Origin of the sequence: Pseudoflavonifractor sp. An184, assembly GCF_002160305.1 — a bacterium.
In the GTDB taxonomy this organism is placed as follows: Bacteria; Bacillota; Clostridia; order Oscillospirales; family Oscillospiraceae; genus Lawsonibacter; species Lawsonibacter pullicola.
In genome coordinates, this window is record NZ_NFKI01000015.1 from 17,413 (window position 1) to 42,195 (window position 24,783).

General features: G+C 64.8%; 28 protein-coding genes. 18 read left to right on the forward strand and 10 right to left on the reverse strand.

All coding sequences use genetic code 11. The annotated features are described in order from the left end of the window. The first annotated feature begins 4 nt into the window (after positions 1-4). Positions 5-664, forward strand: coding sequence for an HAD family hydrolase (locus B5F19_RS06975; protein WP_087289312.1), 660 nt, complete (start codon positions 5-7; stop codon positions 662-664). A gap of 47 nt (positions 665-711) precedes the next feature. Here the strand turns inward: B5F19_RS06975 and secG are convergent, their stop codons facing one another. After that, complete coding sequence (secG, locus tag B5F19_RS06980) at positions 712-945, reverse strand: preprotein translocase subunit SecG (protein WP_087289314.1); 234 nt, start codon at positions 943-945, stop codon at positions 712-714. Positions 946-1,075: 130 nt separating this feature from the next. Then, positions 1,076-1,453, reverse strand: a complete 378-nt coding sequence (locus B5F19_RS06985; protein ID WP_087289317.1) for a RidA family protein — start codon at positions 1,451-1,453, stop codon at positions 1,076-1,078. Between the two features lie 222 nt (positions 1,454-1,675). On the opposite strand from B5F19_RS06985, the gene B5F19_RS06990 reads away from it, so the two are divergent. From B5F19_RS06990 to ftsH, 3 genes are all read left to right on the forward strand, one after another. Beyond that, the gene (locus B5F19_RS06990) at positions 1,676-2,155 is read left to right on the forward strand and encodes an N-acetyltransferase (RefSeq protein ID WP_087289319.1); all 480 of its coding nucleotides are present in this window, start codon (positions 1,676-1,678) and stop codon (positions 2,153-2,155) included. Positions 2,156-2,330: 175 nt separating this feature from the next. Continuing rightward, positions 2,331-2,864: a QueT transporter family protein gene (locus B5F19_RS06995; protein ID WP_087289321.1), complete on the forward strand. Its 534-nt coding sequence runs from the start codon at positions 2,331-2,333 to the stop codon at positions 2,862-2,864. A gap of 198 nt (positions 2,865-3,062) precedes the next feature. Further along, positions 3,063-4,907 carry an ATP-dependent zinc metalloprotease FtsH gene (gene ftsH, locus B5F19_RS07000; RefSeq protein ID WP_087289323.1) on the forward strand — a complete coding sequence of 615 codons (1,845 nt, stop codon included), beginning with the start codon at positions 3,063-3,065 and terminating at the stop codon, positions 4,905-4,907. A 64-nt stretch (positions 4,908-4,971) separates the two neighbouring features. Here ftsH and B5F19_RS07005 read toward each other — a convergent pair whose 3' ends face one another. Continuing rightward, a complete protein-coding gene (locus B5F19_RS07005; protein ID WP_087289325.1) occupies positions 4,972-5,391 on the reverse strand; it encodes a RidA family protein in 420 nt (139 codons plus the stop codon). Beyond that, positions 5,388-6,608, reverse strand: coding sequence for a pyridoxal phosphate-dependent aminotransferase (locus B5F19_RS07010; RefSeq protein WP_087289327.1), 1,221 nt, complete (start codon positions 6,606-6,608; stop codon positions 5,388-5,390). The genes B5F19_RS07005 and B5F19_RS07010 overlap by 4 nt, the downstream gene beginning before the upstream one ends. Before the next feature lie 206 nt (positions 6,609-6,814). On the opposite strand from B5F19_RS07010, the gene B5F19_RS07015 reads away from it, so the two are divergent. Both B5F19_RS07015 and B5F19_RS07020 read left to right on the forward strand, forming a co-directional pair. After that, positions 6,815-7,771 (forward strand): LysR family transcriptional regulator, encoded by a 957-nt coding sequence (locus tag B5F19_RS07015; protein ID WP_087289329.1) that lies wholly within the window; start codon positions 6,815-6,817, stop codon positions 7,769-7,771. A gap of 130 nt (positions 7,772-7,901) precedes the next feature. After that, positions 7,902-8,171, forward strand: coding sequence for a hypothetical protein (locus B5F19_RS07020; RefSeq protein WP_162612540.1), 270 nt, complete (start codon positions 7,902-7,904; stop codon positions 8,169-8,171). Between the two features lie 113 nt (positions 8,172-8,284). On the opposite strand, the gene B5F19_RS07025 is transcribed toward B5F19_RS07020, so the two are convergent. Both B5F19_RS07025 and B5F19_RS07030 read right to left on the reverse strand, forming a co-directional pair. Further along, complete coding sequence (locus tag B5F19_RS07025; protein ID WP_087289399.1) at positions 8,285-8,869, reverse strand: helix-turn-helix domain-containing protein; 585 nt, start codon at positions 8,867-8,869, stop codon at positions 8,285-8,287. 86 nt (positions 8,870-8,955) lie between these two features. Then, a complete protein-coding gene (locus B5F19_RS07030) occupies positions 8,956-10,341 on the reverse strand; it encodes a PLP-dependent aminotransferase family protein (RefSeq protein WP_087289333.1) in 1,386 nt (461 codons plus the stop codon). A gap of 126 nt (positions 10,342-10,467) precedes the next feature. Here B5F19_RS07030 and B5F19_RS07035 point away from each other — a divergent pair, with 126 nt between their 5' ends. From B5F19_RS07035 to B5F19_RS07090, 12 genes are all read left to right on the forward strand, one after another. Further along, a complete protein-coding gene (locus B5F19_RS07035; RefSeq protein ID WP_087289335.1) occupies positions 10,468-10,989 on the forward strand; it encodes an ECF transporter S component in 522 nt (173 codons plus the stop codon). 215 nt (positions 10,990-11,204) lie between these two features. Further along, positions 11,205-11,597, forward strand: coding sequence for a zinc ribbon domain-containing protein (locus B5F19_RS07040; protein ID WP_087289337.1), 393 nt, complete (start codon positions 11,205-11,207; stop codon positions 11,595-11,597). Positions 11,598-11,608: 11 nt separating this feature from the next. Beyond that, the gene (locus B5F19_RS07045) at positions 11,609-12,433 is read left to right on the forward strand and encodes a purine-nucleoside phosphorylase (protein ID WP_087289339.1); all 825 of its coding nucleotides are present in this window, start codon (positions 11,609-11,611) and stop codon (positions 12,431-12,433) included. An 831-nt stretch (positions 12,434-13,264) separates the two neighbouring features. Next, a complete protein-coding gene (locus B5F19_RS07050) occupies positions 13,265-13,522 on the forward strand; it encodes a hypothetical protein (protein WP_087289341.1) in 258 nt (85 codons plus the stop codon). Between the two features lie 9 nt (positions 13,523-13,531). Further along, complete coding sequence (locus B5F19_RS07055) at positions 13,532-14,845, forward strand: amidohydrolase (protein WP_087289343.1); 1,314 nt, start codon at positions 13,532-13,534, stop codon at positions 14,843-14,845. 50 nt (positions 14,846-14,895) lie between these two features. Next, on the forward strand, positions 14,896-16,788 hold the full coding sequence (locus tag B5F19_RS07060) for an oligosaccharide flippase family protein (protein ID WP_087289344.1): 1,893 nt from the start codon (positions 14,896-14,898) through the stop codon (positions 16,786-16,788). A gap of 136 nt (positions 16,789-16,924) precedes the next feature. After that, positions 16,925-17,728, forward strand: coding sequence for a nucleoside triphosphate pyrophosphohydrolase (gene mazG / locus B5F19_RS07065; RefSeq protein WP_087289346.1), 804 nt, complete (start codon positions 16,925-16,927; stop codon positions 17,726-17,728). 18 nt (positions 17,729-17,746) lie between these two features. Next, positions 17,747-18,088 carry an HU family DNA-binding protein gene (locus B5F19_RS07070; protein ID WP_255378396.1) on the forward strand — a complete coding sequence of 114 codons (342 nt, stop codon included), beginning with the start codon at positions 17,747-17,749 and terminating at the stop codon, positions 18,086-18,088. A 66-nt stretch (positions 18,089-18,154) separates the two neighbouring features. Then, positions 18,155-18,397, forward strand: coding sequence for an RNA-binding S4 domain-containing protein (locus B5F19_RS07075; RefSeq protein WP_087289350.1), 243 nt, complete (start codon positions 18,155-18,157; stop codon positions 18,395-18,397). A gap of 11 nt (positions 18,398-18,408) precedes the next feature. Further along, positions 18,409-19,458 carry an FAD:protein FMN transferase gene (locus B5F19_RS07080; protein WP_242972721.1) on the forward strand — a complete coding sequence of 350 codons (1,050 nt, stop codon included), beginning with the start codon at positions 18,409-18,411 and terminating at the stop codon, positions 19,456-19,458. Then, a complete protein-coding gene (locus B5F19_RS07085) occupies positions 19,455-19,835 on the forward strand; it encodes a NusG domain II-containing protein (protein WP_087289352.1) in 381 nt (126 codons plus the stop codon). The genes B5F19_RS07080 and B5F19_RS07085 overlap by 4 nt, the downstream gene beginning before the upstream one ends. Next, entirely contained in the window at positions 19,813-20,337 is a 525-nt protein-coding gene (locus B5F19_RS07090) for a Gx transporter family protein (RefSeq protein ID WP_087289354.1), read from the forward strand. Before B5F19_RS07085 ends, B5F19_RS07090 begins: the two co-directional genes overlap by 23 nt. Before the next feature lie 279 nt (positions 20,338-20,616). Here B5F19_RS07090 and B5F19_RS07095 read toward each other — a convergent pair whose 3' ends face one another. The 4 genes from B5F19_RS07095 to obgE form a co-directional block, all read right to left on the reverse strand. After that, on the reverse strand, positions 20,617-21,492 hold the full coding sequence (locus B5F19_RS07095; protein WP_242972722.1) for a YitT family protein: 876 nt from the start codon (positions 21,490-21,492) through the stop codon (positions 20,617-20,619). A gap of 127 nt (positions 21,493-21,619) precedes the next feature. Continuing rightward, complete coding sequence (locus B5F19_RS07100; RefSeq protein WP_087289356.1) at positions 21,620-22,729, reverse strand: PTS sugar transporter subunit IIC; 1,110 nt, start codon at positions 22,727-22,729, stop codon at positions 21,620-21,622. Between the two features lie 112 nt (positions 22,730-22,841). After that, positions 22,842-23,354, reverse strand: coding sequence for a transcription repressor NadR (locus B5F19_RS07105; RefSeq protein ID WP_204248302.1), 513 nt, complete (start codon positions 23,352-23,354; stop codon positions 22,842-22,844). Positions 23,355-23,481: 127 nt separating this feature from the next. Beyond that, positions 23,482-24,762, reverse strand: coding sequence for a GTPase ObgE (gene obgE, locus B5F19_RS07110; protein ID WP_087289360.1), 1,281 nt, complete (start codon positions 24,760-24,762; stop codon positions 23,482-23,484). Between the last annotated feature and the right edge of the window lie 21 nt (positions 24,763-24,783).

A 24,783-nucleotide genomic window follows, 5' to 3' on the forward strand; every position in this document is an offset into this window, starting at 1 on the left:
CCATATGAAAGCATACCGCGCCATCTGTTTTGATTTTGACTACACCCTGGGAGACTCCACCGACTCCATTGTGGCGGGCTTCCAGTACGGCTTTGCCCGGCTGGGGCAGCCCGTCCCGGACCGGGAGACGGTGCGGGGCACCATCGGCTACCTGCTGGAGGACGCCTATGAGCTCCTCACCGGGGATGGGGACCCGGACCACAAGGCCCAGTTCCGGGCCTATTTCCTGGAGGTGGCCAAGCCCCGCCAGCGGGAGGAGACCACCCTGTTTCCCGGGGCGGCGGAGCTGCTCCGGGGACTCCACAGCCGGGGCGTCCGCCTGGGCATCGTCAGCACCAAGACGGGGGAGACCATCGAGTACATCATGGACCGCTATGGGCTGAAGGATACTTTGGAGTTTGTCATCGGCAGCTACGACGTGACCCGCCACAAGCCCCACCCGGAGGGGATTCTCAAGGCCCTGGACCGGATGGGGGTCTCCAAGGAGGAGTTCCTCTACTGCGGGGACACGGTGCTGGACGCGGAAGCCGCCCAGCGGGCGGGGGTGGACTTCGCCGCCGTCTTGAATGGCACCACCCCGGGAGAGGATTTTGCGCCGTGGCCCTGCGTGCAGATCGCCAGGGACCTGCCCGAGCTGGCCCGGGCTCTGACCCCGAACCAATAAAAAAATCCCGGATGCACCGCATCCGGGATTTTTTATACGCAATGTGGTTAGATCAGGCTCAGTACCAGAGTGAGCACCACAAACAGAAGGGCAACCCACTTGGTCAGCTTGGCCAGCTTGGAGTCCCAGGTCTTGGCCTTGTTCTTGGACAGGAAGGTGTCCACGCCGCCGGCGATGGCGCCGGACAGGCCGGCGCTCTTGCCGGACTGGAGCATGACCACCGCAATCAGAATCAGGCCGCACAGCACCTGTACAATGGTAAGGGCGAGCTTTGGAGTCATGGTTATCGTTCCTTTCAAGCCCACAGCCGGGCGAAAAATCAGATTTGCGGCGGCGGTTCACCGGACGCGGAAAACATTATACTACAAAAATATCCGGAATGCAAGGGGGAAATGGGCCGTTTTTCCGGTTTTACAGCTGGGCGATGGCCTCGATCTCCACCTTGGCGTCCTTGGGCAGGCGGGCCGCCTGGACGGCGGAGCGGGCGGGGAAGGGCTCCTGGAAGAACTGGGCGTACACCTCGTTCATGGCGGCAAAGTCGTTCATGTCCGCCAGGAACACAGTGGTCTTGACCACCGCGCCCATGTTGGTGCCGGCGGCGTTGAGGATGGCCTTCAGGTTGTTCAGGGACTGCTGGGCCTGGGCCTTGACGTCTCCCTCCACGATGGCGCCGGTGCTGGGGTCGATGGGCACCTGGCCGGAGACAAAGAGGAGGTCGCCGATCTGGATGGCCTGGGAGTAGGGGCCGATGGCGGCGGGGGCGCTGTCAGTGTGGATGACCTGCTTCATAGGATATGAGCTCCTTTCTCAATTTGCGGATGGACGGCGGAGCCGAGCGGTGCGGCCTGCGGCCGCGCAAAGGTCCGCCAGCCTTATTGTAGCATGCTTTTTCTCTGGCCGTCAATGTGGGAACGCCTTGCTGGGGCGGCGGTTTCATGCTATTATGGAAACAGGTCCCGGGGCTGGAGGACCGGTATTCCGGGACAAAATTTGGAAAGGGAGCGGATAGGGATGATTCGGAGGGCACGGCAAACTGATTTTTCCCGCGTCTGTGAGATCTATGCCATCGCCAGGGCCTTTATGGCCAAAACCGGCAACGCCACCCAGTGGGGGGACTCCTTCCCGCCGGAGGAGCTGCTCCGGGAGGACATCCGGCTGGGCCGCCTCTATGTGGTGGAGGAGGCGGGGAACGTCCACGGGGCCTTTGCCTTCCTGCTGGGGGAGGACCCCACCTATCAGGTGATCGAGGGCGGAACCTGGAAGTCGGGCGCGCCCTACGGAACCCTCCACCGGGTGGCCGGCAGCGGGGAGGTCCGGGGGCTGTTTGGACAGATGGTGGACTACGCCTGGGGGGTGATCCCCCACCTGCGCATCGACACCCACGAGAACAACGCCGTGATGCGCCACCTGGTGGCAAAGCACGGCTTTCAGCGGTGCGGCGTCATCCATCTGGAGGACGGGGCTCCCCGCATCGCCTTTGAGCGAATTTGAGAGGGGGGCGCGGCCCGGAATTGGTCTGGACAAACGCGCCCCGCTGTGATAGGATACCTCCTGACGAGTCTCCACACCTCGTCCAAGCACGAAGGTCCTGCCGGACCTTCGTGTTCGTTCGGGGAGCTTCTTCAGGCTCCGCCGTTCTCTAAATAACAAAATGGAGGTTTTCCCAATGCGCAAGTTTTCCACCCGCGATCTCACTCTCTCCGCCATGGTGGCGGCCCTGTACGCCGTAATGGGGTACTTCGGAAGCATCTTCGGCCTGACCTTCGGCGTGGTTCAGTTTCGGTTCGCCGAGGCCCTCACGGTTCTGCCCTTCCTGTTTCCGGCCACTGCGCCGGGCCTGATTGTAGGTTGTCTAATCACCAACCTGCTCTCCCCCTACGGCCCCATCGACATCGTCATGGGCACTCTGGCCACCGCTATCGCCGCGTTTCTGACTGCCAAGATGCCCAAGTGGTATCTGGCCGCCCTGCCGCCTATTTTGGTAAACATGGTCATTCTGGCCCCCATGTGGTCCTGGGCGGAGACCGGCGCGATCAACGGCGCTTTTTGGGCGCTGTGCGGCTTCAATGCCGGCACCTTCGTGATTGGCGAGGCTGCGGTGTGCTACGTCCTGGGCACCATCCTGCTCCAGGTGCTGCCCCGGGTGTCCTTCTTCCGCCCTATGGTGCCGGAGAACCGGCTGCCTCGGGCTGCTGTGTAAACAGTACAGTATATACAGTACATGAAATACCCCGGACGGGTGGACGTCCGGGGTATTTTGTTTTCTGGGGATGTTCACAAATTATCAACGAAATATTCACATACTACCATAGATTTTTCCCCGTAAACCCGTACAATACAATTAACCTGTTAACGGCATCCGCAAATTCCCATCTCTCAAAATAAAGGATTGATATGTATGCAAGAGTTGAAGCAGCCCTCCAAAAAACCGCTGATCTTCTATTATGTGGTCATCGTTCTGGTCATCATGCTGCTGAATGCCACGCTGTTTCCCATGATGTGGGAGACTCCGGTGCAGGAGGTGGACTACACCACCTTCATGTCCATGACCTATGACGACAACATCGGATTGGTTCAGATTGATACGGACGAGATCATCTTCACCGACAAGGCCCAGGAGAATTTCTACAAGACGGTGCCCATCCCCAGCGACATGGACCTGGTGAACCGGGTGTACGAGCACGGCGGCCAGCTGAGCAGCATCGACACCGGCGGCCAGACCAATTCTCTGCTCTATATCCTGCTGAGCTGGATTCTGCCCTTCCTGCCCTTCCTGGTCATCGGCTATTTCCTGAACAAGCGGATGAAGAACGCCATGGGGGGCGGCGACGGCATGATGTTCGGCATGGGCGGCAATTCCGGGGCCAAAGTGTACGTGCCCTCCTCCACCGGCATCCGCTTTGCCGATGTGGCCGGGGAGGACGAGGCCAAGGAGCTGCTGGGGGAGATCGTGGACTTTCTCCACGACCCGGAGAAGTACCGCTCCATCGGCGCCAAGCTGCCCAAGGGCGCCCTGCTGGTGGGCCCTCCGGGCACCGGCAAGACCCTGCTGGCCAAGGCGGTGGCTGGCGAGGCCAACGTGCCCTTCTTCTCCATCGCCGGCTCCGAGTTCGTGGAGATGTTCGTGGGCCGGGGCGCGGCCAAGGTGCGGGACCTGTTCAAGCAGGCCAACGAGAAGGCCCCCTGCATTGTGTTCATTGACGAGATCGACACCATCGGCAAGAAGCGGGACGGCCAGTTCTCCGGCAACGACGAGCGGGAGCAGACCCTGAACCAGCTCTTGACCGAGATGGACGGCTTTGACGGCTCCAAGGGCGTGGTGGTGCTGGCCGCCACCAACCGCCCCGACTCCCTGGACCCCGCCCTGCTGCGTCCGGGCCGCTTTGACCGGCGCATCCCCGTGGAGCTCCCCGACCTCCAGGGCCGTATCGACATTCTGAAGGTCCACGCCAAGAAGATCCGCCTGGCGGAGGACGTGGACTTCGAGCCCATCGCCAAGACGGCGGCCGGGGCCTCCGGCGCGGAGCTGGCCAACATCGTCAACGAGGCCGCCCTCCGGGCGGTGCGGGCGGGGCGGCAGTATGCCACCCAAGAGGATCTGCAGGAGAGCGTGGAGGTGGTCATCGCCGGCTATCAGAAAAAGAGCCGGGTCCTCTCCGATGAGGAGAAGAAGATCGTGGCCTACCACGAGACGGGCCACGCCCTGGTGGCCGCCATGCAGACCCACTCCGCCCCGGTGCAGAAGATCACCATCATCCCCCGCACCTCCGGCGCTCTGGGCTACACCCTCCAGGTGGACGACGGGGACCACTTCCTCATGAGCAAGGACGAGCTTTTGAACAAGATCGCCACCTACACCGGCGGCCGGGCCGCCGAGGAGCTGGTGTTCCACTCCGTCACCACGGGGGCCTCCAACGACATCGAGCAGGCCACCAAGCTGGCCCGGTCCATGATCTCCCGCTTCGGCATGAGCGACGAGTTCGGCTTTGTGGCCTTTGAGACGGTGAGCAACCAGTATCTGGGCGGGGACGCCTCCCTGGCCTGCTCCCCGGAGACCCAGGCCCTCATGGACAAGAAGGTCACCCAGCTGGTGGAGGAGCAGCACCAGAAGGCCCTGAACATTTTAAAGGAGAACGAGGGCAAGCTCCACGAGCTGGCCGGCTACCTGTACCAGCACGAGACCATCACCGGCCAGGAGTTTATGGACATCCTGGAGCGGAAGGCCCTGCCGGAGCAGAAATAAGTGAAACCAAAAAACGCACGCCTCCGAGTCCCCTCAGAGGCGTGCGTTTGTCTTATAACCAGGTTTATTCGGCGGCGGCCACGAGCTGGACCTCCACCGGGGCGTTGCCGGGGAGGGTGGCCAGGCCGATGGCGGCCCGGGCGCCGACGCCCGCGTCCCCCAGCTGCTCATACAGCCAGCCCGAGACGATATCCCCCACCTTGGCGTGGGTGGTGTAGTCCTCGGTGGCGTTGAGGTAGACGGTGAGGGACAGGATCTGTACGATCTTCTCCCCCTCGCCCAGGGTGTTCTGGGCGGCGGTGAGGGCGTTGGAGGCGGCCTGGATCACCGCGTCCCGGTAGTCGTCCAGGGGGCGGTCCGGGCTGATCTTGCCGGACATGAGGAGCACCCCGTCCTTCCGGGGGGTCATGCCGGCGGTGAAGATGAGATTGCCGTAGCGGACGGCGGGCTTGTACTTGCCCTGGGGGATGGGATTCTTGCTCATACGCGGTACCTCTCAATCATGGTGATGATCCGGTCCACGGCCGCCTCGGCGGCCTTCCGGTCCTGGGAGAAATTGATGCGGAAGCTGTCGGTGAACTGGGGGCCGAACTCAGTGCCCGGGGTGACGGTGACGTCGGCGTGGGCCCGGAGGATTTTCACAAAGTCCTCGCCGGAGACGGCCAGGGGGGGCAGCTTGGGGAACAGGTAGCTCCCCGCCTCGGTGGTGCGGGCGGTGACTCCGGGGCAGGCGAGAAATTTGGAGAGCAGGGAGTCCCGGATGGCCTGGTGGCCGGCCACCCGCTGCTCCATCCAGCCCTGGGGCTCGGCAAACCAGGAGGCGAACACCGCCTGGCAGTAGCCGGGGGCCCGGAGGGAGACGATGGCCTGGAGCTTCTCCATGCGCTCGATGATGGCGGCGGAGCCGAAGGCCACGCCCAGGCGGTAGCCGCTCAGAGACTCGGTCTTGGAGGGGCCGATGATGGTCACCAGGTTGTCGGGCCGCTCGGGCTGGGCGCACAGGTGGGTGTAGGCCCGGCCGTCAAACACCTGGCGGGAGTAGAGCTCGTCCACGATGAGGGTGGCCCCGTACTCCTTGGCCAGAGAGGCGATCTTGACGATCTCCTCCCGGGAGTAGATCACGCCGGTGGGGTTGTTGGGGTTGGAGAACAGGAACAGCTTGACCCCGCTCTGAAAGGCCTGCTCCAGCCCGGTCAGGTCCAGACCGGCCCGGCCCTGGTCCTGGGCGCCGTAGTAGTCCATCTGGATGGGGCACAGCTCGCCGCCGAAGAACTCCACCAGCTTCCGGTTGGCGAAGTAGTCGGGCTCCACGATGGCCACCTTGTCCCCGGGGACCATGTTGGCCCCAATGGCCAGGAACAGGGCGCCCTGGGTGCCGGGGGTGAGGATGATGTTCTCCTCCGGGTCGATGGCCGCCCCGGTGAAGGCGGAGATCTTACGGGCCAGATCTTCCCGGGTGCTCTTGCCGCCCCGGTACTCGGTGTAGGCCTGGTGGCCCCCGATCTTCTCCACACCGGCCACGAAATCAGCCAGAGTGCCCGGAATGGGGGGGTGGGCGTCCACGTCCCCGTGGGAGAAGTCCACCGGGGTGCCCGACAGCTTCTCACCCCGCAGCTCCAGCGCCGCCGCCTTCTGGCGGCTCTCCTGGCCCGGGGCGTTGTCACAGCCCAGCTTCGCGAATTTTTCCAGCAGCGTATCCATGCCGTTCCGCTCCTTTCCTGTGTCTGATCCGGCCGTTCAAAACGTCCGGTTCTGGTTCTTTTCTACTATACCACAGAGAGGCGGTCCCGTCCAATTCCCATTTCTTTATCTCGTGTTATCAAAATATTGATACCCCCGAAGCTCCGCCCCGTGACTTTTTTCAGAATCTGCGGTAAAATGAAGAAAACCAGGAGAGGAGTACCCCCATGCTGATGCTCAAAGAGATGGAATATGTCTACGCGGTGTATGAGGAGCAGAGCTTCTCCAAGGCCGCCCGGAAGCTCTATCTGTCCCAGCCCGCCCTGAGCGCGGCGGTGCGCCGGGCGGAGGCGGAGATCCACACCCCCATCTTCGACCGCAGCACCAACCCCATCCGCCTGACGGCGGCGGGGGCCTACTACATCGACGCGGTCAAGCGCATCCTGGACATCCGGCAGGAGATGGAGTCCTACTTCGATGCCCTGGCCGGGGAGTGCCGGGGGAGCGTCCGGGTGGGGGCGGCCTCCTTCTTCTGCGCCCATGTGCTGCCCGATATCGCGGAGGAGTTTCAGCGTCAGTACCCCGCCTGGCGGGCCAGCATGCTGGAGGTGAACGCCCCCGACCTGTACCCCTGCCTCCAGTCCGGCACCATCGACCTGAGTCTGAGCGTGGAGGCGGCCGACCCCCGCCTGTTCCACTCCACCGTCTGGCATGAGGAGCAGATTCTCCTGGCCGTCCCCGCCGCCTTTTCGGTGAACCGGGGGCTGGAGGCCTTCCAGCTCACCGCCGCCCAGGTGCGGGAGGGGGTCCATCTCCAGGAAAATTTCCCGGCGGTGGACCTGTCCCGCTTCGCCCAGGAGCCCTTCCTGCTGCTCAAGCAGGGAAACGACCTGAACCAGCGGGCGTACAAGCTGTGCCGGAACGCGGGCTTCCGCCCCAAGACCGTCCTGGAGCTGGACCAGCTGCTCACCGCCTGCTGCATCGCCCGGGACGGCAAGGGGTGCACCTTCCTGCGGGACGGCATGGCCCGGTTCCTGGAGGACGGCGGGCGGCTGGTCTACTACAAGCTGGGGGACCCCGCCGCCCACCGGCCGGTGATGCTGGCCTGGCGGAAGTCGGCGGAGCTGTCCCGCCCCGCCAAGGCCCTGCTGGAGTTTCTCACCGGAACACAGCCGCAGGCGTAGAAGGCCAGGCTCTGATGGAGAAAGTGAGGTACAGATGAAATTCGGCACAAAAATTCTTGCCCTCCTTGCGGCAGTCATACTGGCAGTAGGCGGCTTTTCCGCCGGGAGATACGCAGAGAATCAGGAAAATATGCAGACCCGGCAGCAGCGGTGCCGCATGCTGATTGGATTTGCTGTGGATAAGGCGGAATCTGAGGACCTCAGCGATCCGGACACCATGGAGGCGCTGATCAGCAACGTCTATGCGGCATATTACTACTGTGACGAACCCGCCGCCGCCGAACAGCTGCACGACCTCTGGAACACATTGATCTTTGAGCCGGAAACTTACACCGGCGGGGAGGAGGTCCTGGCTGAGGCGCTGCAAGGCGTCGCCCACTCGGTGGGAACGGCCCCATGACCTGCCCGGGCTGCGGGCAGGGACCGGCGCTTTCCCCTATGAATGAAAACGAGGGATGTCCCGCCATTCCGGCGGCGGACATCCCTCGTTTTTCACGATGCGCCCGGGCTCTGCTATACCAGCTGATACAGCAGCCCCTGCTTCTGGGAGTACCACAGGAGCATCCCGTGGTTTCTCCCCGGAATGCGGGTCTGGAGGTCCCACTCCGGGTACTGCTTCACCACCTGGAGCCGGTCCCCGGTGGCGAAGGCCACAAAGGAGACGTAGTCCTCCTTGCGCATGGGGTGGTCTCCGGTGACGTACCAGTCGTTCTCCACCCCCTCCACGGTGAGCTTCTCCTCCTCACGGGCCTTCCGGGGCTCCAGGGGAGCGAGCTTCCGGCCGCAGCAGGATACCTCCGCCGCACCGGTGCAGAATGTGAGCCCGCCGCACACCGGGCAGGCGTAATAGGTCATCTTTTTCATATTGCCTCCTACCATCTCATTGGGGGCCAGGTCCCCCTGGAGCAGCTTTTCCAGGTCCACTCCAAAGAGCCGGGACAGCTGGGGCAGAAAGGACACGTCTGGGCACCCCAGGCCGCGCTCCCATTTGCTCACCGCCTTGTCGGTGACCCCCAGGGCCTCCGCCAGCTCCCGCTGCGTCATGCCGGCCTCCCGGCGCAGCGCCCGGATCAGGCTCCCCAGCTTTGTGTTGTCCATCTCAAAATCCCCCCCCTTGTTCCCTGACAGCATACCAGAAAACCGCCCCCGCCGCAAGAAACGCTCCGTAGAGTTTTCTCTCCTCCTCAGCCCAGCAGGGCGGCCAGCTCCTCCAGCCCCCGGGCCATCTGCTCCGGGTCCAGGGCCGGGTAGTTGACGATCAGCGTGTGGGGCGGCGCGCTGCCCTCCCGGTGCTGGTAGTCGGTTAAAAAGGACAGGCGGACTCCCCGCTCCGCCGCCAGCCCGGCCAGCTCCCGGTCGGGCCGGTGGGTCTCCAGCTCCAGCAGGAAGTGGAGCCCGGCCTCTTGGTGGAGAATCCGGCACCGCCCCGCCAGGGGGCTGGCCTGGATGGCCGCCGCCACCCGGTCCCGCCGGTCCCGGTAAAAGACCCGCATCCGGTTCAGGTGGGCGTCGAAGTACCCCTCGCTCAAGAAGAGGGCCAGGGTGTACTGCTCGATGGCCGGGACGGTGCAGGAGTAGAAGCCCAGCCGGTCCCGGTAGCGATCCAGCAGGGCGGGAGGGAGCACCAGATAGCCGATGCGCAGGGAGGGGGCCAGGGAGCGGGAGAAGGTGTTCATGTAGAGGACCCGACCGCTCTGGTCGATGCTCTGCATGGGGGGGATGGGGCGGCCGGAGAAGCGGAACTCGCTGTCGTAGTCGTCCTCGATCAGGTACCGGTCCCCCGCCTGGGCCCACCGAAGCATGGCCTGCCGCCGGGAGATGGGGGTGACCGCCCCGGTGGGAAACTGGTGGTTGGGGGAGAGGTGGAGCACCTGGACGCCGCTCCCCTCCAGCGCCTCCGGCGGCACCCCCGCCCCGTCCACCGGGAGGAAGCGGCACTCCGCCTCATTGAGGGCGTAGACCCGCCCCGCCTTGGAGTAGCCCGGGTCCTCCAGGCCGTAGACCCGCTCCCGCCCCAGCAGCTGGACCAGCAGGTTGTACAGGTACTCCGCCCCCGCCCCCACCACGATCTGCTCGGGGGAGACCTGGATGCCCCGCAGCTCGTAGAGGTGCCGGGCCAGGGCCCGGCGCAGCTCGGACACCCCGCTGTGGGGAACGGCCCGCAGCAGGGCGGGGCCCCGCTCGGTGAGCACCCGGCGGGTCAGCTTGGCCCACACGGAGAAGGGGAAGCCCTCGATGCCGCTCCCCACCCCCCGCAGGTCCAGGAGCCAGCGCCGCTCCGGCGCCGTCTGGACCGGGGCCGGAGGGGGAGGGGGGCTCTGCCGGGTCTCCACCTGGGCCACATAGCAGCCCGACCGCTCCCTTGAGGTCAGGTAGCCCTCCGCCAGCAGCTGGGCGTAGGCGTTCTCCACCGTCACCACCGCCGTCCCCAAATGGGCGGCCAGGGCCCGCTTGGAGGGCAGCTTCTCCCCCGCCGCCAGGCGGCCGGACAGGATGTCCCCCTTGATGCAGCGGTACAGATAGTCATAGCGGGGCAGGTCCCCCCGCCGCTCCAAATCGTAGGTCAGCATGGCCGTTCCTTTCTGGCCCTATCAAAAAATATTATTTTGATACTTTTTTTAAGGTCAGATATCATTAAAATACAGGACAGAACAAATGTCAACCCCCGGCCGGGACGGCATGAAAGGAGAATCCCTATGACCGATCAAAAGCTGAGAAAACTGGTCCTGGCGGCCCTGTTTGCCGCCCTGACCACAGTGATGACCATGGTGATCCGCATCCCGTCCCCCATGTCCGGCTATGTGAATCTGGGGGACTGCGCGGTCCTCCTGTCCGCCTGGATTCTGGGTCCCGGACTGGGCTGCGCGGCGGCCGGGATCGGCTCCATGCTGGCCGATCTGCTGGGCTACCCCCTGTACGCGCCGGGGACCCTGGTGGTGAAGGGGCTGATGGCCCTGGCGGCCGGACTGCTGTTCCGCCGGCTCCGCCGGGGGGAGAGCTCTCACGCCCTCCCCGCTCTGCTGGCCAGCGGCGCGGCAGGGGAGGCGGTGATGGTGGCGGGCTACTTCCTCTATGAGGCCGCCCCCATCCCGGTGGGCCTGGGGCTGGGGGCCCTGGCCAACGTCTCCTTCAACCTGGTGCAGGGGGTGTTTGGACTGGCGTCCGCCGGAGCGGTCTATCTGGCCCTGTTCCGCACCCGGGCGCTGGCCCGCCTGTAAGCGGCTCGGTTTACGCCGTCCGCCTGTCTGGTTTCAGACGGGCGGGCGGCGTTTTTTGATTTGAAGGGGGAGGTTTCGCCGCGCAGAGGGGCGGACGGGAAAAAACTCCGGCCAAACCCGGGCGCGGCGCGCTTTTTCGTTGCTTTTTATGGCGGTTTGGTGTAAACTAAGGCGAACCAATTTTTTCATGCCAGTCCAGAAAGGAGCGCGTGACCATGGACGACAAGGTGAGGGAACTGCTGGACCGGGTGCGGGACACCGCGGTGGGCGCCGCGGACGCGGCCAATCAGACCGCCCGGGCGGCCGGAAAGAAGGCCGGCCAGATGGTGGACGTAGCCAAGCTGAACGTACAGCTCTTTGACCTGAACGGAGAATTCAACGACGTGCTGCGCCAGCTGGGCCAGGTGATGTACGACACCCACCGGGGCCAGGCGGAGGACGGGGAGCAGATCACCGCCCTGCTGGACCGGGCCGACGAACTCAGCGAGAAGACCGCCGAGCTGAAGGAGCGCATCGCCGCCCTGCGCCAGGCCAGGATCTGCCCCGCCTGCGGCGCGGCGTGCGGCCGGGACGACCAGTTCTGCCGCCGGTGCGGCGGAAGCCTGTAAAGGAGCGCCCGATGGAATTTACCATGGAGCAATACCGGGAGAGCGCCGGCTTCCTGCGGGAGCGGCTGGGGGACTTCGCGCCGAAGATCGCCATGGTGCTGGGCTCCGGCCTGGGCTATCTGGGGGATCAGGTGGAGCGCCCCATTTTTGTGGACTACCGGGATATCCCCCACTTCAAGGCCTCCACCGCCCCCGGACACAAGGGGCGGCTGGTGTTCGGCTTCCTGGAGGGACAGCCGGTGGCCGTGATGCAGGGGCGGATGCACCACTACGAGGGGTACTCCTATGAGGAGGTCACCTACGCGGTGCGGGTGCTCCGCCTGCTGGGGTGCGAGACTCTGGTGGTCACCAACGCCGCCGGCTGTGTCAACACCAGCTGGCAGGCGGGGGACCTGATGCTCATTACCGACCACATCAAGCTGTTCTCCGTCTCCCCCCTGCGGGGAGAGAACCTGCCCGAGTTCGGAACCCGCTTCCCGGACGCCTCCCGCCTGTACACCCCCCGGCTCCAGGAGCTGGCCCGGGAGACGGCGGCGGAGCTGGGCATCCCTCTGCGGGAGGGGGTCTACTTCTACTGCTACGGCCCCCAGTACGAGACCCCCGCCGAGGTCCGGGCCGCCCGCATTCTGGGGGGTGACGCGGTGGGCATGTCCACCGCCCCCGAGGTGGTGGCGGCCGGACACTGCGGCATGGAGGTGCTGGGGCTCACCCTGCTCTCCAACATGGCCGCGGGTATTCTGGACCAGCCCCTCTCCGAGCAGGAGGTGCTGGACGCCGCCGAGGCGGCCAGAGAGAAGTTCTCCGGGCTCATTCGGGCGTGTCTGAGGAAAATGTGAGGTTTTAGCAGGGGATTTCGCCGCCTGCGGGCGGCGAGTTCCTTTGCCCATGGCGGCTCGTCGTCGCAAAGTCCACTCCACTCCGTTTCCGCCTGGCGGCGAAAACTGCGTTCGTTCCCTTGCTCCTCCTCTTCCCGGCGAACCCGCTTCGCTGGGCTTCGCCGGGAGTAACGAGGGATTGGGCAAAACGCACCGGGGACGGCTCAAGGTGGGCACTCCGTGCCCACATTCGCCTTTCCCCGGACCCCTATTACGGGGGTTACCCCTTGGGCCAGACAGAAACCTTCCGGCGCGCAAAATCTGAGTGGCAATCTAAATTCCTGCCGGGCCACTGGGTCCTGGGTTTGCAAAAATTGCAATTGGTGCGGTTCCAATTTTGCGCCTGACTTTGCCGAACCAACACTCCCGGTGCTGGATACGCCGTAGGGGCGACCCTTGCGGTCGCCCGAGATGGATGCGGAATCGGGTTTCGGTTCCCTTTGTAGGGGCGGCTATCAGCCGCCCGCAAGCCTTCCCCCTCCAAGGGGGAAGGACGATTCCCCCTATCAGGGGGAAATGTCCCGGAGGGACAAAAGGGGTAGGGGGGCCCGAAGGGCCGGATGAGGGTGACTTCTTGATATGCACCGCCCCGGCGGGAGCCCCAAGGGGTTCCCCTACGCAAAATTGAAACCGTTCCGGCCCTGTCGCAGGGGAGGGGCTGAAGGTGAATTGCCCCGAAAGGCCAAGAGAAGGGGCCTGGGCCATTGGCTTCTTTCTGGGCATCCAGAAAGAAGCCCGCCGTCCGCAGACAGCGAAACGCCCCCGCCGGTCTGAAACTCAGGAGGGATTTTCGTGCTCACCATCTTCAACCGCGCGGAGCTTCTCATCACCTACGACCTCGCCCGCTTCTGCCAGGTGCGGGACGCCCTGGAGGCGGCGGGGATCGACTTTACTTGCAAAGTCAGAAACCGTACCAGTCCCACCATGACGGCGTCCGGCAGCCGGGAGCGGTTTAGAAACGCAAATATCCGGCACGACGCCCATATGGAGTACCGCCTGTTTGTCCACCGGGACCAACTGGACTGGGCGCAAACTTTTTTGAAGCAATAGGAGCAATTCATGTCTGTTTTATTTGAGCATGTCACCGCCGTCACCATGGATGAGGAGCGGCGGATTTTAAAGGACGCCTATGTGGCGGTGGAGGGGAGCAGGATCGCCTCCGTGGGGACCCAGCGCCCCCAGGGGGCGTTTGACCGGGTGATCGACGGCGCCGGCAAGGTGCTGATGCCCGGCTTTGTGAACGCCCACACCCACCTGCCCATGACCCTCATGCGGGGGTACGGCGGGGGCCAGGACCTTCAGCACTGGCTGAACGACTTCATTTTCCCCGCCGAGGCCAAGCTGGACCAGCGGGCGGTGGCCGCCGGGACCGGCCTGGGCCTGGCGGAGATGATCGCCTCGGGGGTCACCTGTGTGGCAGACATGTATATGAAGACGGGGACCATCGCCCGGCAGATCGTGGAGGCGGGCATCTCCGCCAACCTGTCCTGCGGGGGGGTGTATTTCGGCGCCCCGGAGGACTTCTCCCCTGAAACCTGCGGCGACTGCCGGAACCAGATCGCGCTGACTGAGGAGTGGCACGGCGCCAATGACGGACAGATCCTGGTGGACGCCTCCGTCCACGCCGAGTACACCTCCAACCCGCCGCTGTGGAGGTGGATGGCGGACTACGCCATGGAGCACCGCCTCAATATGCATGTCCACGTGTCTGAGACGGCCTCAGAGCACCAGGCGTGTCTGGAGCGGTGGGGCAGGACGCCGACCCAGGTTCTGGACCAGTACGGGGTGTGGGACAGCGGGAGGGCTCTGGCCGCCCACTGTGTGTACACCACGCCGGAGGACTGGGCCATCATGTCGAAAAAGCACGTCTCCTGCGTCCACAACCCCTGGTCCAATCTGAAGCTGGGCTCCGGGGTGGCCCCCGTCCCGGATATGCTTCGGGCGGGGGTGAACGTGGCCCTGGGCACCGACGGCATGTCCTCCCACAACAGCGCCGACCTGTTTTCCGATGTGAAGCTGGCCGCCTGCCTCCAGGCCGGGGTGCGCCGGGACCCCATGGCCCTGTCCGCCTGTCAGGCCCTGGAGATGGCCACGGTGAACGGGGCGGAGGCCCTGGGCCGGGACACAGGGGTCATCGCCCCGGGCAAGACGGCCGACCTGATCCTGGTGGACTTCTCCGCCCCCAACCTGACCCCCTGCCACGACGTGGCGGAAAATCTGGTCTATGCCGCCCACGGCTCCAACGTGGACATGAATATGGCCCGGGGGAAGGTCATATATGAGAAGGGGGAGTTTTTCACCCTGGACCTGGAGCGCATCCGGTACGAGGTGGAGCGCTATGCCCTCCCTCTGCTCTTTGGCTCCAACGCCTGATTTTGATTCCCTCTCTCTTAACTCCTATCTCAACCTAAGGAGGTCTCCGAATGGCGCAGCACGATCAGCCCCCGCGCCGGGTGGCCCGTACGTCCAAGCCCAACACCTTTTTCGGCGGAGCCGCGATCCTGGCCGTAGGCATTCTGGTGGTCAAGCTCATCGGCATGTTCTACAAGATCCCGCTCCTGAACATCATCGGGGAGCAGGGCTCCGCCGACTTCAACAACGCCTATAACATCTACTCCGTCCTGCTCACCATCTCCACCGCGGGCCTGCCCGTGGCGGTGTCCAAGCTGGTGAGCGAGGCCGACGCCCTGGGCCGCCGGAACCAGGTGCGCCGCACCTTCCGGCTGGCCCTGGCCCTGTTCCTGATTCTGGGGGTCCTGTCCTTCCTGGTGATGTTCTTCGGCTCGGAACAGCTGGCCGGCCTGATGAACGACAGCATGGCCGCCCCCGGCATCCGGGCCCTGGCTCCGGCGGTGATCTGCGTGGGCTGCCTGTCCGCCTTCCGGGGCTATGCCCAGGGGCACGGGAACATGACCCCCACCGCCGTCTCCCAGATCATCGAGGCCCTGTGCAAGCTCACCGTGGGCTTGGGGCTGGCCTACTGGCTGGTGGGCCACGGGGCGGACGCCAGCCACGCCGCCGCCGGCGCCATCACAGGCGTGACGGTGGGCACCATCGTGGCCCTGGCCTATATGCTGATGAACTTTTTGATCACCCGCAGCCAGGAGCCCCAGCTGGCCGACGACCAGCCCGACGAGCCGTCCACCATCCTCAAGCACCTGCTGATGATCGCCGTCCCCATCACCATCAGTTCCTCCATGGTGGGCATCGTCACCGTCATCGACACCTCCCTGGTCCAGGGACAGCTCCAGCGGGCCCTGCTGGAGAACCAGGACACCTGGACCCTGTATCAGGACTTTGTGGACTTCGCCTCCCTGAAGGAGGCCCTGTCCGCCTGGCAGGCCGCCCTGCCCGATGGCAGCGCCGTCTCCATGTCCCTGCTGGACCAGTACGCGGCCCAGGCCGAGGCCCTGCGGGATCAGCAGTCCGCCCTCACCGACCTGCAGTCCGCCTCCCTGGAGCTCCACGCCGCCCTGGAGAACATCAGCCGCACGCTGTATGGCAACTACTCCGGCGCTCTGAACATCTATAACCTGCCCACCTCCCTGATGGCCGCCGTCACGGCCGCCGTCATTCCCGCCGTCTCCGGGGCGCTGGCCCGCCGGGACCGCCGGGGGGCGGGGCGGATCACCGGCTCCGCCCTGCGGATCTCCGCTCTGGCCGCCTGTCCCATGGCGGTGGGGCTGTTTGTCCTGGGCGAGCCCATCATGGCCCTCATCTTCCCCAACCTGAATCCCCAGCTGGCCGGTCCTCTGCTGTCCACTCTGGGCCTGGCCACCCTGTTCGTGTGCATGATGCTGGTGTGCAACTCCGTTCTCCAGGCACACGGCTTTGTGAGCCTGCCGGTGATCATCATGGTGGCGGGAGGCGTGGTAAAGATCATTACCAACTACAACGTGGTGATCCAGCCCACCATCGGCATCTACGGGGCCCCCATGGGGAACATCCTGTGCTTCGCCCTGTGCATGACGCTGGATCTGGTGGTGATGTCCCGGGTTCTTCCCCGCCGGCCCAGGTATATCCAGGTCTTTGCCAAGCCGCTGGCCGCATCCGCCCTCATGGGGCTGGGGGCCTGGGCGGTATACGGCCTGATGTCCAAGTTGTTTGAGGCCACCGGGATATTTATGTCCGCGGACCCGGTTACCCATGAGGTATTGGGGCTGAGCCGCACCGGCAACGCCGCGGCCACCCTCCTGGCCATTCTGGTGGCGGTGGTCATCTACGGCGTTTTGGTGATCGCCCTCCGCGCGATTACAAAAGACGATCTGATGCTGATGCCCAAGGGCGAAAAGATTGCCCGGATGCTCCATCTCTGATGGCGCAAAAAGGCCCTGAACGTCTGTTTTCAGGGCGGCGCCGGGGCCTTCCATGTATTTCCGGCCCCTGTGGGGGCGGAAATACGCAAAAGAATTGGGCTAAAAGCAAAAAATACCTTGCGAAGGAAGCGAGAATGTGGTAGATTTTCAGTATATGGAGCGCTATGACATCCAGGATCTGCGCCGCATCATGGCCCTGCTCCGGGCTCCGGGGGGCTGCCCCTGGGACCGGGAGCAGACCCACGAGAGCATCCGGCGGAACATGCTGGAGGAGGCCTATGAGGTGGTGGAGGCCATCGACGAGAAGGACCCCGAGCACCTGAAGGAGGAGCTGGGGGACGTCCTGCTCCAGGTGGTGTTCCACGCCCAGATGGCCCGGGAGGAGGGGCTCTTCACCTTTGACGACGTGGTGGACGGCGTAGCCCAGAAGATGGTGTTCCGCCACCCCCACGTCTTTGGACAGGCCCACGCCGACGACTGCGCCCAGGCGCTGGACACCTGGGACGCCCAGAAGCGGGAGGAGAAGGACCAGCGCACCGCCTCGGACACCCTGAAGGGGGTGGCCCGCTCCCTTCCCGCCCTGATCCGGGCGGAGAAGATCCAGAGCAAGGCCGCCAAGGCGGGCTTTGACTGGCCGGACCCGGCCCCCGCCCTGGACAAGCTGGCCGAGGAGGCGGACGAGCTCCGCCGGGCCGCCCAGGGGGACGGGGACCCGGAGGAGGAACTGGGCGACCTGCTGTTCGCCGCGGTGAAGGCGGGGCGCTTCCTGGGCCTGGACAGCGAGCAGGCTCTGACCCGGGCCTGCGACAAGTTCATCCGCCGCTTCCAGACGGTGGAGGAGCGCGCCGGAGGCCGCCCTCTGGGGGAACTGCCCCTGGAGGAGCTGGAGGCCCTTTGGGCCCAGGCCAAGGCGGAGGAAGCTCCAACGCAGAAGCCGTGATGGGGACAAGCGCCCCAGATCAGCGCACCAACCAAAGACAGGCCGCCGTTTGGGGCCGTCAACTTTCTTAGGAGGAATACGACCATGAATAAGACCGAACTGATCGCCGCAGTGGCCGAGAAGGCCGACCTGTCCAAGAAGGACGCCGAGGCCGCCATTACCGCCACCGTGGACGCCATTGCCGAGGCCCTGACCCAGGGGGAGAAGGTTCAGCTGGTGGGCTTTGGCTCCTTCGAGGTAAAGACCCGGGCCGCCCGGGTGGGCCGCAACCCCCGCACCGGCGAGGAGATCCCCATCTCCGAGGCCAAGCTGCCCGTGTTCAAGGCCGGCAAGGCCCTGAAGGACGCGGTGGCCCAGTAAAGCCATGCCATCCCGGGAGCGCCGCTTGGCGGCGCTCCTTTTTTTGAACAGAGGAGTTTTCTGATTATGCGACTGGACAAATGGCTGAAGGTGTCCCGGCTCATCAAGCGTCGGACGGTGGCCAACGAGGCCTGTGACAACGGCCGGGTCACCGCCAACGGCCGGCCGGTAAAGGCCAGCTACGACGTGAAGGCCGGGGACCTTCTGGAATTGAAATTCGGCGAGCGCACCGTGAAGGTGGAAGTGCTGGCCGTGGCGGACAGCGTGGGCAAGGCGGACGCCTCCGCCCTGTACCGGGAAGTCCTTTGAGGCGGCCGGATATGGAGCGCGGAGGGGGGAGAACCCGGGCCGGATTCCTGGCGGCGGGGCTGGCCGCCGCGGTACTGCTGGGCGGCTGCGCCCAGAGGACGGCGGAGCCGGCGTCCGGCCAGATCTTCGCCATGGACACCATCATGTCCATGGACGTGTATGGAGAGGGCGGGGAGGAGGCCCTGGCCCGGGCGGAGGAGACCATCTACCGCCTGGAGGACCTGTGGGCGGTCACCGACGAGAACAGCGAGATCTGGGCCCTGAACCACAGCGGCGGGGCGTGGGTGGACCTGTCCCAGGAGACGGCAGACCTGCTCTCCCGGGCCCTGGAGCTGTGCGCCCTCACGGACGGGGCCCTGGACCTGACCGCCTACTCGGCGGTGCAGGCCTGGGGGTTCACCACCGGGGAGTACCGGGTGCCCTCCCAGGGGGAGCTGGACGCCCTGATCCCGCGCATTGACTACACCCGGCTGGAGCTGGACGGGGACGGCCTGCGGGCCCGCCTGCCTGAGAACATGGAGCTGGACCTGGGGGCGGTGGCCAAGGGGTACGCCGGGACATATCTGGCCGAGCAGCTGCGCCAGGCGGGGGTGACCTCCGCCATCCTCCGCCTGGGGGGCAACATCCAGGCGGTGGGGACCCGGCCCGACGGAAACCCCTGGCGGGTGGCCATTCAGGACCCGGACAGCCAGCAGGAGGCCACCCTGGGGGTGGTGGAGATCGCCGACCAGGCGGTCATCACCTCGGGGGGCTATCAGCGGTACTTTGAGGAGGGCGGAGAGACCTACTGGCACATCATGGACCCGGACACCGCCGCCCCCGCCCGCAGCGGCCTGACCTCGGTGACGGTCATCGGGGCGGACGGCACCGTGTGCGACGCCCTGTCCACCGCCCTGTTTGTCATGGGGCCGGAGGAGGCCGTCGGCTTCTGGCGGGCACACCCCGAGCTGGGGGTGGAGCTGATTTTGGTGCTGGAGGACGGCACGGTCCAAATCACCCAGGGGCTGGAGGAGACTTTCACCCTGTCCCAGGACCGGACAATGGAGGTGATCGCCCCGTGAACCGGAGAACGGCCATTCTGGCGGGGGCGCTGGCCCTGGTGGTGCTGGCCTGCGCCGGGTTCCTTCTGTGGCAGAGGGCCAACGCCCAGGCGGGGGTGTCGGTCAGAATCTATCAGTACGGGGAATTGGTGGAGGAGGTCCGCCTGGACCAGGTGACCGAGCCCTACACCATCCCCCTCAGCGGGGAGGACGGGGCGGAGAATCTGGTGGAGGTGGCCCCCGGCCGGGTCCGGATGCAGAGCGCCAACTGCCCCGACCAGGTGTGCGTGAATCAGGGGTGGATCTCCGACGCCTCGGTGCCGGTGGTCTGCCTGCCCCACCAGGTCGTCCTTGAGATCACAGGGGGGGAGAGCCATGCGGACGCCGCCGCAGGATAAGGGGACCCGCCGCCTCACCCGGCTGGCCCTGCTCACCGCCATCGCCCTGACCATTTTTATGGTGGAGGCCCAGATCCCCGTGCCCATCCCTATCCCCGGGGTGAAGCTGGGGCTGGCCAACATTGTCACGGTGTACGCCGTCTTTGTGCTGGGGCCCTGGGACGCCCTGTCCATTCTGGTGGTCCGGGTGTTTCTGGGGGCGGTGTTCTCCGGGCAGATGATGACCCTCTTTTACAGCCTGGGGGGAGGGCTGCTGTGCTGGGCGGTGCTGGTCCTCCTGCGCCGGCTGTTCACCAAGAACCAGATCTGGCTGTGCAGCCCGGTGTCCGCCATCTTCCACAACCTGGGGCAGCTGCTGGTGGCCGCCGCCCTCATGGGCACCTGGGTGGTGATGGCCTATCTGCCCTATCTGGTGATTGCCGGGGCGGTCAGCGGCCTGTTCACCGGCCTGTGCGCCCAGTTTCTCATCGGACGGCTGGACAAGATCTCCCACTCCCCATAATGGAAAACAAAATCCCGCGGCATATGCCGCGGGATTCAGCTTGGTGAAAAAGCCCTCCTGCAAGGAGTTCCGTCGTCCGCAGACGACGGAATAAGATGAAATCCTGTCATTTCCGAGGACATGCGCCTCGGAAATGACACCTCTCACGAAATTTTTTCCGACAATTTCGCAAGAAATCGAGGTGAAAATTTCGTGCAACCTAACTCGAAAAAGTGGCTCTGCCACTTTTTCGACAGCCTAAAATCCCGCGGCATTTGCCGCGGGATTTTGTTGTATGTATTATTCCAAATTCTCGTCGTCCAGCCGGTGGAAGTCCTTGTTGTGGCCGAACACATGGGTGAGGGGGTAGACCTTGATGAAGCAGTCGAAGCCCTGGTCCCGCATGAACTCCCGCAGCTGGACGTACTCCCGGGAGTTGCACACGCAGTCCAGCTGGGTCTTGGGCTCCTTGGAGTAGCCGCCGATGACCTGGTCGATGGTGGCGCTCTTGTGGATCTCGTCGATGATGAACCGCTCGATCTCGGCGGGGTGGTCGCAGATGATCTCCACCTCGTAGAGCTTGGGCCCCAGGTTGAAGACCATGTAGTTCATGCAGTTGATGTAGATGATCTGCCCCACAAAGGCGTAGGCCACCACGTCCAGGCTGAAGGCGGACAGCATGACCACCATGATGGTCCCCTCCAGCGTCAGCATGATGTTTTTCAGCTCCACCGCCCGGAAGACCTTTTTCTTCAAAATCTTGGCCAGGGTGTCCGTCCCCCCGTAGGAGTACCCCAGGCGGTAGGTGATTCCAGCCCCTACCCCGTAGATCACGCCGAAGAGCATGACGGCGATGAGCTTCTCCTGCAAAATGATCTCCACCTGCACGTGGTTGAGCACCCACAGCACCAGGGGGTAGAGCACCGACAGGAAAATGATGTTGGAGACCTCCTTGTACCCCAGGGTCAGGAAGGTGCACAGCAGCATCAGCAGGGTCAGGCCGTAGAAGATCAGGGCGTAGTTGATCCCCACAAAGCTGGCTGCCGTCATGGACAGTCCGGTGAGCCCCGTCACCACGAAGCCGTTGGGCAGGGCCACCCAGTTTACCGCAATACTGCACAATACGCAGCTGAGCACCATATAGAACAGCGTCAAGAAACGATTGCGCTTCTTCATTCGGAATCCCCCTCCGTCGTCCGAGGTTGCGCTGTCAGTCCACATCGGAGAGGATACCTTAATTCGACCCAAAAAGCAAGATGTCCCGAAAAGATTTTACGTTTTGCCTGGTGCCCAACACATTGTCTCACTGGGGCAGGGTCAGGTCCCCCTCTTTGATCCAGCCGATCTTCCGGAAGAACAGCCCAAAGATCCAGGTGAGGACGGCGGGGAGGACAAAGGAGATCAGGATGAGCCCCGCCCAGTCAAAGGCGCTGGGGGCGATGGCGGCCGCCCCGTTGGCCAGGGCGGTCTCGCTGGGATTCACCCAGCCCGTCCAGACGCCCAGCTGGCCGCACAGGCCGCAGGTGCCCATGCCCGAGTTGATGGGGTCCCCGTTCATCTCCAGCCGGAACACACAGGTGGCCAGGGGGCCGGTGACGGCGGAGGTGAGGATGGCGGGGAGCCAGATCCGGGGATTTTTCACGATGTTGGGCATCTGGAGCATGGAGGTGCCGATGCCCTGGCTCACCAGGCCGCCCCACCGGTTCTCCCGGAAGGACAGCACCGCGAAGCCCACCATGTTGGCGCAGCACCCGGCCACCGCCGCCCCCCCGGCCAGGCCGGTGAGACCCAGAGCGGCGCAGATGGCCGCCGAGGAGATGGGCAGGGTGAGGGCGATGCCCACCAGGACGGACACCAGCACCCCCATGAAGAAGGGCTGGAGCTCGGTGGTGCGCATGATGAGCTGACCGAAGGCGCTGGCCGCCCCGCCGATGGGGGGCGCGATGATCCAGGAGGCCCCCAGTCCCGCCAGAATGGTGACGATGGGGGTGACCAGAATGTCCACCCGGGTCTCCTTGGACACGGCCTTGCCCACCTCGGCGGCGATGATGGCCACGAACAGCACCGCCAGCGGTCCGCCCGCGCCCCCCAGGGCGTTGCAGGCGTAGCCCACCGTCACCAGGGAGAACAGCACCAGAGGCGGGGCCTGGAGGGCATAGCCGATGGCCACCGCCATGGCCGGGCCGCTCATAAAGGAGGCCAGCCCCCCAGCAGTATACCCCACGCCGTTGATGGTGATGAGCTGAGCGGTGAGAAAGCCGATGCCGAACTGGCTGCCCAGGGTGTTCAAAATCGTCCCGATGAGCAGCGAGCAGAAAAGGCCCTGGGCCATGGCCCCCAGGGCGTCGATGCCGTAGCGCTTGGCGGAGATCACAATGTTCTTCCGCCGCAGAAATCCTTGAACTGTTTCCACGTCTACCACCTGTTTCAGTGCAAAATAAAATAGTACACAGGTGTCAAGACACCTGTGTACAACATCATACACGGCCCGGCGGGCCCTGTCAACCTATTTTTTCAAAATGCTTTTATCCCTTCCACAGCAGTCCCGCCTCGTCCAGGGCGGCCCGTACCCTCTGAAAGGCCTCCTCGCTGGGGCAGCGCAGGGTGTGCAGGTGGATGCCTCCGGTGAGGTCGGAGAGGAGATTGGCCTGATTTTTCGAGACTGAGCGGATAAATTCCTGTACATCATACCGGGAGGAGAGGTGGAGCTGTCCGGCCAGCTGGCCGTAGATGGGGTGCTCCACCACCACGTCCACCACCTGGCAGCCCTGGTCCACCATGATCTCCAGCTCCCGGGCCATCCCCTCCCGGTCGTGGACGCAGGCCACGGTGCGCAGCAGGGCGGCGCTGTCCCGGGGGAGCACATAGCCCCGGGGGGTGGCGGCGATGTCCGCTCCGCCCGCCCGCAGCAGGGCCACGTCCCCCACGATGATCTGGCGGCTGACGGCAAACTCCCGGGCCAGGGCGGCGGCGCTGACCGGATGGTCGTTCTGTTCCAATCTGGATAAAATGGCGGCCCGGCGGGCGGCAGCATCCATGAAAATCCCTCCTTGTCAGGTGTCAAGATAGCGCTATTGTACCACAAAGCCGGGGAGAGGGCAACGCCGTCTCCGCTGGGGGGCGTAAAAAACGCCCGCCCCAGGGCGTGGGGCGGGCGGAAATGCGTCAGCGCTGATATTCAAACTCCAGGTCGTACAGGGAGACGGTGTCCCCGTCCTGGATGCCCATGGCCTCCAGCTTGTCAAAGAGTCCGGAGGCGCGCAGCTGCCGGTCGAACCAGCTGCGGCTCTCGTAGTCGGAGAAGTTCACGTTGGCCATGAGGCGCTGGAGCCAGGGGGCCTCCACCACCCAGGTGTCGTCGAACTGCTCGATGGACACCTCGCCGGAGGTGTCCACCTCCGGGGGGCGCTCCACATAGGTGGGCTCGAACACCGCCACGGGGGGCAGGTCCTGGAGCTCCTGGGCGCAGCGCTTCACCAGCTCCCGGGTGCCCTGGTGGGCGGCGGCGGAGATCTCAAAGAACTCCAGCCCCTGGGCCTGGACGTGCTCCCGCAGGCGCTGGAGCAGCTCCGGGTCCTGCATGATGTCCACCTTGTTGGCGGCGACGATCATCTTCCGGGAGGCCAGCTCAGGGGAGTACTGCCGCAGCTCCTGGTTGATGGCCTCGAAGTCCTCAACCGGGTCCCGGCCCTCCGAGCCGGACACGTCCACCACATGGATGAGCAGCCGGCACCGGTCGATGTGCCGCAGGAAGTCGTGGCCCAGGCCGGCACCATCCGCGGCCCCCTCGATGATGCCGGGGATGTCGGCCATGACGAAGGAGACCCCCTCCTCCACATAGACCACCCCCAGGTTGGGGAACAGGGTGGTAAAGTGGTAGTTGGCGATCTTGGGCTGGGCCCGGCTCACCACGCTGAGGAGGGTGGACTTGCCCACGTTGGGAAAGCCCACCAGCCCCACGTCGGCCAGCAGCTTCAGCTCCAGAATGACCTCCCGGGTCTCGCCGGGGTAGCCCGCCTTGGCGAAGCGGGGCACCTGACGGGTGGGGGTGGCGAAGTGCTGGTTGCCCCAGCCCCCCCGGCCGCCCTTACAGAGGATGAAGGGCTCGTCCCCGGAGATGTCCTGGATGATCTCCTGGGTCTCCGCGTCCCGGATGACGGTGCCCCGGGGGACCTTCAGGACCAGATCGGTCCCGTTCTTGCCGGTGCAGCGCTTGCCGGAGCCGTCCATGCCGTTTTCCGCCACATATTTGCGCTTATAGCGGAAGTCCATGAGGGTGGACATGTGGTCGTCGGCCACCACCACCACGTTGCCGCCCCGGCCGCCGTCGCCCCCGTCGGGGCCGCCGGCCGCCACGTACTTCTCCCGGTGGAAGGAGACCACCCCGTTGCCCCCGTTGCCGGAGCGCACGGTGATCTTGGCGGTATCTACAAAGGGTGCTGCCATCTTCGGGCACCTCCTTTTTCT

Bases quoted from the DNA above. Each gene is read 5' to 3' on its own strand.
- B5F19_RS07025 (WP_087289399.1), bottom strand. From the start codon at position 8,869: ATGGACAACACAAAGCTGGGGAGCCTGATCCGGGCGCTGCGCCGGGAG.
- B5F19_RS07030 (WP_087289333.1), bottom strand. From the start codon at position 10,341: ATGCTGACCTACGATTTGGAGCGGCGGGGGGACCTGCCCCGCTATGAC.
- B5F19_RS07075 (WP_087289350.1), top strand. From the start codon at position 18,155: ATGCGACTGGACAAATGGCTGAAGGTGTCCCGGCTCATCAAGCGTCGG.
- B5F19_RS07060 (WP_087289344.1), top strand. From the start codon at position 14,896: ATGGCGCAGCACGATCAGCCCCCGCGCCGGGTGGCCCGTACGTCCAAG.
- B5F19_RS07105 (WP_204248302.1), bottom strand. From the start codon at position 23,354: ATGGATGCTGCCGCCCGCCGGGCCGCCATTTTATCCAGATTGGAACAG.
- B5F19_RS07015 (WP_087289329.1), top strand. From the start codon at position 6,815: ATGCTGATGCTCAAAGAGATGGAATATGTCTACGCGGTGTATGAGGAG.
- B5F19_RS07055 (WP_087289343.1), top strand. From the start codon at position 13,532: ATGTCTGTTTTATTTGAGCATGTCACCGCCGTCACCATGGATGAGGAG.
- B5F19_RS06995 (WP_087289321.1), top strand. From the start codon at position 2,331: ATGCGCAAGTTTTCCACCCGCGATCTCACTCTCTCCGCCATGGTGGCG.
- obgE (WP_087289360.1), bottom strand. From the start codon at position 24,762: ATGGCAGCACCCTTTGTAGATACCGCCAAGATCACCGTGCGCTCCGGC.
- B5F19_RS06975 (WP_087289312.1), top strand. From the start codon at position 5: ATGAAAGCATACCGCGCCATCTGTTTTGATTTTGACTACACCCTGGGA.
- B5F19_RS07035 (WP_087289335.1), top strand. From the start codon at position 10,468: ATGACCGATCAAAAGCTGAGAAAACTGGTCCTGGCGGCCCTGTTTGCC.
- B5F19_RS07080 (WP_242972721.1), top strand. From the start codon at position 18,409: ATGGAGCGCGGAGGGGGGAGAACCCGGGCCGGATTCCTGGCGGCGGGG.
- B5F19_RS06990 (WP_087289319.1), top strand. From the start codon at position 1,676: ATGATTCGGAGGGCACGGCAAACTGATTTTTCCCGCGTCTGTGAGATC.
- B5F19_RS07005 (WP_087289325.1), bottom strand. From the start codon at position 5,391: ATGAGCAAGAATCCCATCCCCCAGGGCAAGTACAAGCCCGCCGTCCGC.
- B5F19_RS07045 (WP_087289339.1), top strand. From the start codon at position 11,609: ATGGAATTTACCATGGAGCAATACCGGGAGAGCGCCGGCTTCCTGCGG.
- B5F19_RS07040 (WP_087289337.1), top strand. From the start codon at position 11,205: ATGGACGACAAGGTGAGGGAACTGCTGGACCGGGTGCGGGACACCGCG.
- ftsH (WP_087289323.1), top strand. From the start codon at position 3,063: ATGCAAGAGTTGAAGCAGCCCTCCAAAAAACCGCTGATCTTCTATTAT.
- secG (WP_087289314.1), bottom strand. From the start codon at position 945: ATGACTCCAAAGCTCGCCCTTACCATTGTACAGGTGCTGTGCGGCCTG.
- B5F19_RS07090 (WP_087289354.1), top strand. From the start codon at position 19,813: ATGCGGACGCCGCCGCAGGATAAGGGGACCCGCCGCCTCACCCGGCTG.
- B5F19_RS07095 (WP_242972722.1), bottom strand. From the start codon at position 21,492: ATGAAGAAGCGCAATCGTTTCTTGACGCTGTTCTATATGGTGCTCAGC.
- B5F19_RS06985 (WP_087289317.1), bottom strand. From the start codon at position 1,453: ATGAAGCAGGTCATCCACACTGACAGCGCCCCCGCCGCCATCGGCCCC.
- B5F19_RS07020 (WP_162612540.1), top strand. From the start codon at position 7,902: ATGCAGACCCGGCAGCAGCGGTGCCGCATGCTGATTGGATTTGCTGTG.
- B5F19_RS07010 (WP_087289327.1), bottom strand. From the start codon at position 6,608: ATGGATACGCTGCTGGAAAAATTCGCGAAGCTGGGCTGTGACAACGCC.